Origin of the sequence: Methylocystis rosea SV97 (genome assembly GCF_000372845.1) — a bacterium.
Classification (GTDB): domain Bacteria; phylum Pseudomonadota; class Alphaproteobacteria; order Rhizobiales; family Beijerinckiaceae; genus Methylocystis; species Methylocystis rosea.
Map to the genome: position 1 here is coordinate 2,417,834 of NZ_KB889963.1, position 12,770 is coordinate 2,430,603.

At 61.7% G+C, this 12,770-nt stretch carries 5 protein-coding genes; all 5 read left to right on the forward strand.

All coding sequences use genetic code 11. From position 1 onward, the window contains the following. Positions 1-53 precede the first annotated feature (53 nt). Positions 54-7,505: a type I polyketide synthase gene (locus A3OO_RS0112705; RefSeq protein WP_018408218.1), complete on the forward strand. Its 7,452-nt coding sequence runs from the start codon at positions 54-56 to the stop codon at positions 7,503-7,505. A gap of 51 nt (positions 7,506-7,556) precedes the next feature. Continuing rightward, positions 7,557-8,765: a 3-oxoacyl-[acyl-carrier-protein] synthase III C-terminal domain-containing protein gene (locus A3OO_RS0112710; RefSeq protein WP_018408219.1), complete on the forward strand. Its 1,209-nt coding sequence runs from the start codon at positions 7,557-7,559 to the stop codon at positions 8,763-8,765. Beyond that, positions 8,762-10,642 (forward strand): 4'-phosphopantetheinyl transferase superfamily protein, encoded by a 1,881-nt coding sequence (locus tag A3OO_RS0112715; RefSeq protein ID WP_018408220.1) that lies wholly within the window; start codon positions 8,762-8,764, stop codon positions 10,640-10,642. Before A3OO_RS0112710 ends, A3OO_RS0112715 begins: the two co-directional genes overlap by 4 nt. Positions 10,643-10,679: 37 nt before the next feature. After that, positions 10,680-11,483 carry an FkbM family methyltransferase gene (locus A3OO_RS0112720; RefSeq protein WP_018408221.1) on the forward strand — a complete coding sequence of 268 codons (804 nt, stop codon included), beginning with the start codon at positions 10,680-10,682 and terminating at the stop codon, positions 11,481-11,483. A 64-nt stretch (positions 11,484-11,547) separates the two neighbouring features. Then, a complete protein-coding gene (locus A3OO_RS0112725; protein ID WP_018408222.1) occupies positions 11,548-12,762 on the forward strand; it encodes a glycosyltransferase in 1,215 nt (404 codons plus the stop codon). Positions 12,763-12,770: the final 8 nt, after the last annotated feature.

Here is a 12,770-nt window from a genome sequence, read left to right on the forward strand (position 1 = left end):
AATAAGCTTTTAGCCGTGTTTTTTGGACACAAGCTGAACTCGAGGAGATATAGATGGAAACGGTGATTGCGATCACTCCGAGCCATTGCCTCGACCCGCAAATCGCCATTGCCGCCTGCAAGGCGGGCGAGACTGGCGTCCTCGATTTGGGTTGGCGTGCGGACGCCTCCGTCATCACTGACGCGATAAACGCTCTGCGGAAGTCGGTGGGCGTCCGCGGAACATGGGGTGTCAGATGGGACGCCGCCGCAGGTCCTTACCGGGATCTGAACGAACTTTCGCAGCTCACGCAAGGCAAAGTTCCGCTTCTTATTTTTGCGGGCGTTAAGGCGCGAGAGGCGACCGGTCTACTAAAATCTACGAAAGAGTTGGCGCAACGAGTCCTGCTCGAAGTCCATGATCTCGACTCTGCGCTGCTCGCAGAGGCGGAAGGCTTCGACGGGTTGATCGTGAAAGGCCACGAGGCCGGGGGATGGATTGGTTCCGCCACCTCATTCATCCTGCTGCAGGAATTGAGCGGGAAGGTCCAGATTCCTTACTGGATACAAGGCGGCGTCAACATGCGCAGCGCCGCGGCAGCCGTTCTTTCGGGCGCGAGTGGAGTCGTTCTCGCCGAGCAGCTTTGGTTGACGGAAGAGGGGCCGAGCGCGTCCGCAGAGCAAAAAAAGCTCTGGAGCCAATTCGACGGCAGCGAAACGATCGTCGCCGGGCGAGGCGCTGATCTGTTTCGTCTTTCCGCTCGACACGGTCGAGGCAAGCTCCGCGAGCTGGAAGTCGGCGTCGCCAAGGGCGACGACCTGCGGGATCTCTTGCGACGATTGTTGGCGGAGCCAGAAGACGCGCTCACTCCGCTCGCACAGGACATCGCCTTCGCCGCCTCGCTCGGGCGTCGCTACGGCACAACAGGACGCGTGATCACCGCGCTGCGCGACGCAATAGCGCCCGCGATCGGCGAGGCCCGTGCTCAAAATGTGCTGCGACCCGACTCGGCGCTCGCCAAACTGCACGGCGCCCGTTTTCCAATTGTGCAGGGTCCGATGACGCGCGTCAGCGACGTCGCGCCCTTTGCCGACGCGGTGTCTCGGGCGGGAGGCTTGCCGTTTCTGGCGCTCGCCGTGATGCGCGGTGTGGAAGTGCGTTCGCTGCTGACGAAGACCAAAGAGCTGATGGGCGCGCGGCCCTGGGGCGTCGGCATCTTGGGCTTCATGCCGCTCGACCTGAGACAGGAGCAGATGGAGGCCATCCGCAACGTCAAGCCGCCGTTCGCGATTGTCGCCGGGGGCAGGCCGAGCCAGGCCAAGGAACTCGAAGCGCTGGGCATTTCCACCTATCTGCATGTGCCGTCGCCTGGTCTGCTGCATGGCTTCATCAAGGAAGGCGCGCGCAAATTCATTTTCGAGGGAAGCGAGTGCGGCGGGCACACCGGACCGCGCACGAGTTTCGTGCTGTGGGAGTCGGCCATCGAGACACTTCTCAGCGCGAAGATTGATGATCCCGAGACGGTGCAGATCCTCTTCGCCGGCGGCATTCATAACGGGCTTTCCGCCGCGATTGTTTCGGTGTTGGCGGCGCCGCTCGCGGCCAAAGGAATGAAAGTCGGCGTGTTGATGGGCACCGCCTATCTCTTCACCGAAGAAGCGGTGCGAACCGGAGCCATAGTCAAGGAATTTCAGGATCAAGCCGTTGACTGCCGTGAAACTGCGCTGCTGCAATCGGGAGTCGGCTCATTCACACGCTGCGCCAACACCAGCTTTTGCGATGAGTTCGATAAGACGCGGCGCGATCTGATTTTGCAGGGCAAGTCGGAAGAAGAAATTCTCATGGCGCTCGAGCTGCTCAACATCGGGCGGCTGCGCATCGCCTCAAAGGGCGTCGCACGCAATGAGAATCCTGCGGCCGAGGGTAACAACGAGAAATACGTCAGCCTCGACGCCGACGCGCAGCGCCGTGAAGGCATGTATATGATGGGCGAAGTCGCGCGCTTGCGCGACTCGCGGTTGAGCATGGCCGAACTGCACCAGGCCGTCTCCTCCGGCGCCCAGGCGGCGCTCGCCCGCGGCGACAACCGTAAGAGTTCGTCAAAGCGAGAACCGCGCGAAGAAATCGCTGTCGTCGGCATGGCCTGTCTGTTGCCGGGCGCGAACGACGTGCGCAGCTACTGGCGCAACATCATGCTGGCCGTCGATTCAGTTCGCGAAGTAACCGAGGATCGCTGGCGCGCGTCCGACTTCTACGAGCCAAAACGCGGCGTGAAGGACAAGGTCTATTCGAAGTGGGGCGGCTTCCTCGACGACGTCGCTTTTGACCCGACGCGTTACGGGATTCCGCCCGCCAGTCTGCGCTCCATCGAACCCGTGCAGCTCCTCGCGCTGCTGGTGTCGAGCATGGCGCTGGAAGACGCCGGCCTTGATCGCCGGCCGTTCCCGCGCGAGCGCACCGCGACAATTTTTGCCTCTGGCGGCATGAATGATCTCGGAACGATCTACATCTTCCGGACGTTGCTCGCGCATTATCTGCCAAAAGCCGAAGGCGTCTCCGAAGAAGCGCGCAAGCAGATCCTGGAGTCCCTCTATCAGGATGAGTTGCCGAAGTGGACGGAAGACTCCTTTCCGGGATTCCTCGGCAATGTCGTCGCCGGGCGCGTCGCCAATCGACTCGATCTGCGCGGCGCGAATTTCACCGTCGACGCGGCCTGCGCCTCCTCTCTCGCTGCGCTCGACGTCGGCATCAGACAGTTGCGCAGCGGCGACGCGGACATCGCGCTCGTTGGCGCGGTGGATGGGACCAACGGCCCCGTCAGCTTCATGTCCTTTGCTCAGACCCATGCGCTGTCGCCGCGCGGTCGCTGTCGCCCCTTCGATGACAGCGCGGACGGCATCGCCATTGGCGAAGGCGTGTGCGCCGTTGTATTGAAGCGGCTCGCCGACGCCGAACGCGATGGCGACAGGATCTATTCCGTCATCAAGGGCATTGGCAGCTCAAGCGACGGCCACAATCGCAGCCTGACGGCGCCGCATCCAGAAGGCCAGGTTCTGGCGCTCGAACGCGCCTATGCCGACGCCGGCGTCGATCCATCGAGCGTCACGCTGATCGAGGCGCATGGCACTGGCACGTCGGTCGGCGACAAATCCGAGATCGGCGCGCTGAACATGGTCTTCGGTCCCGCGTCGAGAACGCCGCAGCAATGCGCCGTCGGCTCGGTGAAGTCGATGATCGGCCACACAAAAGTGGCGGCTGGACTCGCGGCGCTCATCAAGGCGAGCCTCGCGCTCAAGCACCGCGTGCTGCCGCCGACCATCGGCGTCGAAAAACCAGTGTCAGGCGTCGATTTCGCCAAATCGCCTTTCTACATCAACACCGAAATTCGCCCCTGGCTCGGCGTCGGCGACAGCGCGCCGCGCCGTTGCGGCGTCAGCGCCTTCGGGTTTGGCGGCACCAACTTTCATACCGTGCTCGAAGAATATCGCGGTGACTTCCGGGCGTCCGACGCGCAGGATCTGAACCCGCGCGCGGCCGAGATTTTCGCCTTCAGCCGTTCGAGCGTCGAGGCGGTTGAAGACGCGGCGCGGACTCTGCTGCAAGGCGTCGAGCAGATTCAGGAGCTCGATCTCGCACAGCTCGCTTACTCGACGTCCCTTGACGACGCCAGGCTGCGGCCGAAGAACGGCGGTCAGATCGTGCAGCTCGCCATCGTGGCGAACTCGGTCGCCGACCTAAAGGGCAAGCTTGAATTCTTCCTACGCAGCCATCAAGGCAAGGCGACGCTCAGCGCGCCGAGCGGGATCTACTATCGGAACCTGCAACATCGCGCCGACAGTGGCGCCGTCTGCTTTCTGTTCCCGGGGCAGGGATCGCAGCAGATCAACATGCTTCGCGATCTTGTCCTTGCGCGTCCGTCCGCTTACGCCTTGTTCGAAAAGGCCGACGCGCTGCTAAAGAGCACGCTGCCGAAGCCGCTGTCGCAATATGTCTATCCCGTGCCTGTCTTCGGCAAGGAGGAGCGGGAGCGCCAGCAAGCGGCATTGAACGACACGCGCATCGCGCAGCCGGCGCTCGGATTGGCGGGCCTCGCGGCCTATGATGCGCTATCGGCCTTCGGCTTAAAGCCCAACTTCGTCGCCGGCCACAGCTACGGCGAATATGTCGCGCTCTGCGTCGCCGGGGTTCTGTCGCGGGAGGATCTTATCCGCATCTCCGATGCGCGCGGCCGTATCTCCAAGGAGATATCCGTCGCACAGCCGGCGACGATGGCTGCGGTCAACGCCAACGAGGCGTGGACGCTAGAGGCGATCGCGCGTCTCGAACTGGCGGTGAGCGTCGCGAATTTGAACGCCCCTGACCAGACGATCATCGCAGGGCCAATCACCGCGATCGATGCTGCGGTGAAGGCCCTCAGCGGGGAGGACGTGCGAGTCAAGCGGCTGCCAGTGACTGCGGCGTTCCACTGTAACGCGATGGCGGGGGCGCAAGCGGCGCTCGCCGCGGAGTTCGGCTCGGTGACGTTCCGACCGCCGAAGATCAAAGTGTTCAGCAACACGACGGGCGACCGCTATCCCGAGGAGCCCTCTGAAATCCGCGCGGTGTTGGCGCGCCACATCGTCGAGCCCTTGCGCTTCGTCGATGAGATCGAGCGCCTCTACGCGGCCGGGGCAAGAGTCTTCATCGAGGCGGGTCCCGGGCAGGTGCTGAGCGGGCTCGTCGGCCGCATTCTCGGCGACCGGCCGCACACGACGCTGTCAATCGACGCGCCGGAGCGTTCGGGCTGGCTGCAGCTCGCGCAGCTGCTCGCGCGGGCGTTTGCGCTCGGCCTTCCGGTCGATCTCGCGCCATGGTTTGCGCGCCGCGGACTTGCGGAAATGAGCCTCGCGCAAGTCTTCGAACAGGCTCGCGCCAAGGCCAATCCAGGGCCTATGGCGTGGCGGGTGAATGGCGGGCGCGCCGAGCCTTGGCGCGGCGAAGCAAAGCCGCCAAAGCGCGCCGCCGGCGCCGCCGCGCAACCGGCGCCTGTGAAAGCGCCCGCCGCGCTCCTCCAAACCAGACCCAATGGGAACGCAGCAGCCTATCCACCATCGGCGCCATTATTCGGCGTCGAACGCGAGAGGAGCAAAGCCTTGTCTACTCACGTACCATCGCCAGCGCTTGGCGCGGTCAGCGCGTTAGGCGCTGAATCGCGGTTCGCCCAAGTGCAGAACAGTTTGGCGCAACTCATCGATCTACAGCGCGAGCAGCAGGACGTATTGCGTCGTTTCTTCGAGTTCCAGGGACAGCTGCTCGGCGCCAACGGCAATGGCGCCGCTGAACGAACCGGGTTTGGCGCTGAGCCGATCCCGTTCCTGATCGCCGAACAGGCGACGGCGGCTCCGACGACGGCCGGCGTCTTCGTTCCGCCGGCCCCTGTGCTGCCGAAGCTTGCCGCCACGCAGAACGGCAAGGCTCCGCAACCGGCGCCGCGCCCCGCGAGCGCGCCTCCGGTCGCCGCGAAACCGGCGGCGAATGGCGCCGGCGCTGCAAAGACGACGGACCAGAAGGGCCCAAAGCAGCTTGCGTCGACCGAGGCGTTCAAGGCCGATCTGTTGCAGGCGGTCGTCGAGCGCACGGGCTACACCGAAGACATGCTCGATCTCGACGCGCATATGGAGGCGGATCTCGGCATCGACTCCATCAAGCGGATCGAGATCTTGAGCAAGCTCAAGGACGATCACTCCTTCATGGAGAACCAGGACGAAGAGAAGGTTTTCGAGGAGCTGTCGGGCCTCAAGACCCTGAATGCGATCGTCGATTGGTACGATCAGTTTCGGAAGTCGCAGGCCGAGCCGGGAGGCTCCGACTCAATAAAAAAAGCTCAGACTCCGCTGTCGCTCTCCTTGCCTGAGACAGCGGAGTCTGACGCCCCGAAGGCAAATCCCGCGGACGTGCAGCGCTACGCGGTCACCCCCGTGGCCGCGCCGCGGGACGCTTCAAGGCAAGTTAAGGATTTTCCCGCAGACCGCCTGATCCTCGTGGTCGGCGGCGCGGGGGAGTTGAGCGTCGCTATCAGCGACGCTCTGAGGGCTAACGGCCATAAGGTCTGGCGGGTCACGCCCGGCGGCGAGACTCGCCTCGTCGATAGTGAGCGCATCGAAGCCAACTTGTCTTCGCTTGACGCAGTGACCGCGCTTCGCGAGATGCTCGCCGACGAGGGCGCCAAGGTAGGCGCGATTTTCAATTTGTCCGGCTTGCAGTCGATCGGCGGCGTCGCGCATGACGCCCGTCTGGACCACGCACGGCAATTGTTTCTGCTCCTCAAGGCCTTCGAAAAGGATTTGAGGGAAAGCGCCAAGTGCGGCGGCGGCGTCCTTTTCAATCTGACCGATTTCGATGGACAATTCGGTCTTCGCCGGGCGCGCCCGTTCGCCGCGGCTCCCGCCGGCACGCTCGGCGTCGCCAAGTCAGCGGCGCGGGAATGGCCGGAGTTGCGAGTCAAATGCATCGACGCCGATCCCGATATCGACGTGAAGCGGCTGGTCGACGAATCTTTGATGGAATTTTACGACGACGATCCGACGGTCGAAGTGGGCTTCACCCAGCGCGGACGCTTTCAGCTCGAACTCGCGGAGGAGTGCGTTCCGACGGCCGATCTGTCGGGCCTGAGCTTGGAGCATGACGGCGTGCTGCTCGTCACGGGTGGCGCCTACGGCATAACCGCGGACGTCACGAGGGCGATGGCGGAGAAATTCCGGTCGCGGCTCGTTCTCGTCGGACGCAGTCCGATGCCGGAGGCCGAGCCCGAAGCTACGCGCAGCCTGAACGAGCGCGCCGCGTTACGGCAGTTTCTCATCGGGGAGGCGCGCGCACGCAACGCCAAGGTCAAACCGGCGGAAATCGAAAGCGGGATCAAACGCATCCTCAAAGACCGTCAGATCCGCAACAACATCGCGGCGATGCGTTCGGCCGGGGCGCAGGTCGAGTACCACGCGCTCGACATCCGCGACGGCGACGCCTTCGGGCGTCTGATAGATTCAATCTACGATCGCTATGGCCGCATTGACGGCGTGCTGCATGGCGCGGGCGTCATCGACGACAGGATGATGAGAGAGAAGTCGCCCGAGTCCTTCGACATGGTGTTCGAGACGAAGGTGATCCCGGCCATGGTTCTATCCGAGAAACTGCGGCCGGAAACTCTCAAATTCCTAGTGTTCTTCTCGTCGATCGCGGGTCGTTTCGGCAACGCCGGCCAGAGCGACTACAGCGCGGCGAACGAGGTCGTCAACAAGCTGGCCGATGGCCTCAGCCACAAATGGCCGCATGTTCACGCCGTCGCGATCAATTGGGGACCGTGGGACGGCGGCATGGTGAACGACGATCTGCGCAAGCTCTACGCCTCCAAGCAGATCTATCCGATCGCCATTGATCAAGGAAAGCGGCGCTGCCTCGAGGAGCTCGAGCGCGGAAACACCGGCGCGCCGGAAATCGTCGTCGCCGCAAGCCTCGAACAGATCGCCCGACAGGGCATGCGGCAACAATAGCAGGCGTTCGCCAATTACCGACGCCGAAGTCGACAGATCGAGGAGTAGGCGATGTCGTTTTGCCTGACAAACTTTGTTCCCGTCCGCATGATCGAGCCTGTGCCGCAGGCTTTGACTCTCGAACTTTCAGCCTATGGATTCGCCAAGTCCTATTGCCGCAGTCACGGGATCACCGATGCGGAGAGCTTTGGAACGATCATTCACGAAACGCGGCAAAAGTTTGAAAAGTTCGCTCTGTCTCCCTCAGTGATCAAGCGGCGCCAATTGGTGTTCTTTCCGCGTCTCAGCGACATCAGCTTCAGCAATGGCGAGTTCACGGTCGCAGAGCCCGAACACGAGTATATGCAGCTCTTCGACAACTACGAGAACCTCCAGGCGAAGGACATCAAGACGCGCCATTCGAGCTATGCGAAAGTCGCCGACGGCTGCCTCAAGGAGATGTACGGCGACGCCGAGGAGGCGCCGGACGATCTCATCCATGTGACCTGTTCCGGCTATCTGGCGCCCAGTCCCGTGGAGCGGATGGTGGCCGGCAAGGAATGGTTCAACACCACCGTCACGCATAGTTACCACATGGGCTGCTACGGCGCGTTTCCGGCGATCAAGATGGCGCACGGCTTTCTCTCGTCGTCGCAATTCGCCATGACCAAGCCCAAGGATCGCGTCGACATCGTGCACACCGAGGTGCTCTCCGTTCACCGCGGCATCGAAGAGCTCAAGGCCGAGAACATCATCACGATGACGCTGTTTGCCGACGGCTTCATAAAATATTCGATGGTGACGGAAGATTACCTGCGGGAACGAGGGCTTCGCGGCTTGAGGATCCTCGCCTTCAACGAGCATCTGCTGCCGAACTCGGCCGACGACATGACCTGGGTACCTGGCTCAACACGCTTCCACATGACGCTCTCCGTCATGGTGCCCGTCGTCATCAAGCAATCGGTTCGCCCATTCGTCGAGCAGTTGCTGCAACGCGTCGGCGTCGATTTCGAGCATGACAAGCACAGGCTGATTTTCGCCATTCATCCTGGCGGCCCGAAGATCGTCGAACATATTCAGGAGGCGCTCGGGCTTGAGCCGGATCAGGTGGCGATCAGCAATTCGGTGTTTACCGAGAACGGCAACATGTCCTCGGCGACAGTCCCCCACATCTTGAAGGAAATTTTGGAGGAGCCCTCGATTCCTGCGGGGGTCCGCATCGTCTCTCTCGCCTTTGGACCGGGTTTGACGATCACCGGCTTGGTGGCGGAAAAGATATGAGCTTCGAGCGCGCTAAGAGAGTCAACGGCGGCGACGCTCCATCCTGGCCAGCGACGGGCGAGGGCGGAGCGCCTCTCATCGCGCGCATGTTCGAGGTTCAGGACGCGAAGGAGCTGGCGCTCGCCGTCGAGCAGCCGGAAGAAGAAGCTCATCTTTCCGAGCGGCCCAGCCCGATGGCAACAGCGGGCGCGGGAAGCTGTGTTCAGATCCAAGAGGCGGATACAAGCGAACCGCGCATGCCGTTCATCGGTTCCGTGCTCGATTACGTTCCCGGCGAGCGCATCACGATCGAGCGCAAACTCAGCGTTCACGAAGATCTCTACCTCGCCGATCACGCTTTCGTTCATGCGCCTGGCATAAAGCCGACGTCGGCCTGTCTGCCGGTCGTGCCGATGACGATGAGCCTCGAAATCATGGCCGAGGCGGCGGCGTGTCTCGCGCCGGGCTGCGGTCTGATCGGATTTGAAGACGTACGCTCGGTGACCTGGATCGATCTGGCGGACGTTGACGAAGTCGCGCTAAACATTGAGACGCAGATCGTTCGTCACGATGCGAAGCGCGGGGCCTTCAGCATTTCCGCCGCCATTTACGTCGAAGGTAAAAGCTCTCCCGCGATCACTGCGACTGTTCTTTTCGGAGATCGCTACTTGGTCGAATTGTCGCCGACCTTTAGCGATTTGAGCAACGCGCGCGCTCACTCGCTCACAGCGGATGAAATCTATGCCGAGCGGCATATGTTTCACGGACCGAGCTTTCAATGTCTCGTTGGAGAGTCCGTTCTCGGAGACGAAGGAATCGTCGGCGAGCTTTGTGTGCGGTCTGCCGAAGAGCTTTTTGGATCGACGCGTTCTCCGCAACTTTTGACGGACCCCTGCTTACTCGACGCGGTGGGTCAAATCGTCGGCCTCTGGGCGATGGAGCAAGAGCGCTACGTCTTTCCAATCGGTCTCTTGAAACTTGAAATTTATCGGCCGACGCCGCCGGTCGGAACGCGCGCGCCTGTGCGCGTTGAGATCTTGCAGTCGGAAGGCAAGACGCTCGTCGCCGATGTCGAGGTGCAGGATGGCGAAGGCGGCGTTTGGATGCGAATCTCAGGCTGGCGGACATGGAAGTTTCGCTGGGAAAAGCGCCTGGTGGATTTCCGTCGTCAGCCCGACAGACACTTGTTAACGACGCCAGCGCCCGCGCCGCGTTTCGAGGGCGCCGTTTCATTGATGCTTTCAAGCGCCGAGCTGAAGCAATTCGATCCCGCCTTGCTCGCGCGCTATTGTCTGAGCGCCGACGAAATGCTGACCTTCAAAGAACTGGAACGCTTTCCCCAGCGCCAGCGGCAGTGGCTCTATGGCCGCGTCGCGGCCAAGGACGCCGTCCGCCTGTGGGTGGCGAAGCGACAGCAAGGGGAGATGTCGCATCCGGCGGCGTTCGCCATCTCTTCGGATGAACGCGGACGACCGTTCGTCAAGCCCGCGCCGGGCTTGGGATCCGCGCCGTCGGTGAGCATTTCCCATTGCGATGAACGAGCGATAGCGGTCGCTCACGAGCATGACATCGGCGTCGATATTGAGCGTATCGCCACGCGCGACGTCGGCGTAGTCGAAGCCTTCGCCTCAGCGAAGGAACGCGAGATGATCGGTAGTTTTCCGGTCCAAGAACGCGACGCTTGGTTGACCCGGCTGTGGTGCGCGAAGGAAGCGGTCGGCAAGCTCTTGGGCGTCGGTCTTGAGGGGAAACCGCTTGCGATGGAGGCTGCCGAAATGACCGGTGACGGACAGATCGTCCTTTCGCACAAGGACAGGAACGCGCGCGCGCGCATTTCGACGATTGAAGATGACGGATTCATTATCGCCTACGCAGACTTGGAGCAGTCAGTCGCGTAATCGGAAACCATTTGTCGGCATTCGCCGAGGAGGGATCATGCTGCAGACGATGCTTCCCAATGAACAGCGGGTGTACTGTGTGAATCCCTTGGAGGCCCCGATCATTTTTGGACAGATTGCGCCCTACTTCAAACATGGGATCGAAATTGAGGAGGGAGACACCATCGTCGACGTCGGCGCGAACATCGGACTCTTTGCCTTGACCGCGTGCGATTGGGGCAAACGGGCCGTAAAAATTCTCGCCTTTGAGCCAATTCCTGACCTGTTCAAGTGCCTCACGGCCAACGCCAAGAAGTACAAGCTCGATAGCCTCGTCACCTTGCCCTACGCCCTCTCACGAGAGAGCGGCGCGATCGAATTCACCCACTATCCGCTGCTGACCTCCATGTCGACAGCCTATCCCTATGATTCGAACGCAGCGTCGGTTCGACTTGGCTTTCGAGACATACTGCCTCAGTTCCCGCCATTTCTGCGATGGATACAGCGACTGCCGCCCAAGCCCCAGGAAATTGCTCTGCGCATTCTTCTTAAAATCCTGCTACGCGGCCGACGCGTTTCGTGTCAGGCGTTGTCGCTCTCAGACGCAATCCGCGATCAAGAACTCACACGCATCGATCTCGTGAAGATCGATGCTGAAATGGCCGAACTCGACATCCTGCAAGGCGTCACAGCCGACGACTGGGGAAAGATCAACAAGATCGTCGTCGAAGTGCACGACGTTGAAGGCCGCTTGAACAAGGTGCGGAGCCTGCTTCAGGCCGCCGGCTTCCGGCGCATCGACGATGAGCAGGATCCGCAGATGAGGGAGTTTCGCGTGCACACCGTTTACGCGACGAAGTGAGGAGAATGGTGGCGTCGATTTCCGCTCAGGCCTGGTTGGCTGATGCTAATCCGAGGAGCAGAATATGCTTTACGCGCTGATTATCGCTTTCCTGGGGCTGCAACTGCTCGTGGTGCTCGCGCCGATGCTACGCTTCGCAAAGTGTTTCCGCCGCGCGCCGTCCTTGCGAACAGAGCAGCCTAAAGCAGCTGTCATCTTGCCGTGTAAGGGGATAGATGGCGCTCTGGTCGAAACCGTTCGGCGGTTGCTGCGCCAAGACTACAATAACTACGGGCTGCTGTTTGTGACCGAGAGCGAGGAAGATCCGGCGCATAAGTTGATCAAAGGCCTGATCGAGGGCGCTTCACCTCCGGCGCGATTGATCACTGCTGGCCCCGCCGCGGCCTGCGGACAGAAGGTTCATAATCTCGCCACCGCGGTCGACGCTCTCGATGAGTTCTTTCCCGACATTGAGATCATCGCCTTTTGCGATTCTGACGCACAGCCGCAAACGGATTGGCTGACCAATCTGGCCGCAGGACTCGCGGACCCTGAAGTGGGCGTCGCCACCGGCTATCGCTGGTATCTTCCGGCCGGCAGCGGCCTCGGGTCTCTGCTGTTGAGCGCCTGGAACGCGCAATCGCTGTTCTTGTTTGGCGATGAGTCGAGCTTCGCCTGGGGAGGGACTATGGCGATGCGCCGCGTTGATTTCGAAAACTTGGAAATCCGGCAACGCTGGCGGGGAGGGGTGAGCGACGACGGCAGCGTGACGACCGCGGTTCGTTCGCATGGGCGGCGCATTCAATTCGTGCCCCGCTGTCTGGTCGCCTCGCGGGGCGACGCGAGCTTGAGTGACGTTCTGGAATTCACGAACCGCCAGATCATCCTGACGCGAGTTTATATGCCACGCGCATGGCGCGAGATCGTGGCGCTAACGTTGTATTTCTGCGCTCTTTTTGTGCTTGTCGCGTCGCTTCTCTACAGAGCCTTCGCCCAACAAGGTCTGCCCGATGGCGTCGTCAGTCTGCTGCTGCCGGGCATGGCGTTTGCAATGGTCTTACAGTGCTGGCTGCAGACCACCTTTGCGATGCGCATTCTGCCGCAGCATCGCGACGAGTTGAGACGCCTTCGATGGGCCTATCTTGGAGTAATGCCTCTGGTGGCGCCTCTGGCGCTCTGGAACGTGATCGTATCGTGCTTCTCTCGACGCATCGTTTGGCGCGGGATCGGCTATGAGCTGCTCGGTCCTAATCAGACCGTCATCTGGAAACGCGATCTTCCCGATCCGCGCGCGATTTAGGGCGGCTG

What these genes read in the sequence shown, in the direction of transcription:
- A3OO_RS0112705 (WP_018408218.1), top strand. Translation starts at nt 54, where the DNA reads ATGGAAACGGTGATTGCGATCACTCCGAGCCATTGCCTCGACCCGCAA.
- A3OO_RS0112710 (WP_018408219.1), top strand. Translation starts at nt 7,557, where the DNA reads ATGTCGTTTTGCCTGACAAACTTTGTTCCCGTCCGCATGATCGAGCCT.
- A3OO_RS0112715 (WP_018408220.1), top strand. Translation starts at nt 8,762, where the DNA reads ATGAGCTTCGAGCGCGCTAAGAGAGTCAACGGCGGCGACGCTCCATCC.
- A3OO_RS0112720 (WP_018408221.1), top strand. Translation starts at nt 10,680, where the DNA reads ATGCTGCAGACGATGCTTCCCAATGAACAGCGGGTGTACTGTGTGAAT.
- A3OO_RS0112725 (WP_018408222.1), top strand. Translation starts at nt 11,548, where the DNA reads ATGCTTTACGCGCTGATTATCGCTTTCCTGGGGCTGCAACTGCTCGTG.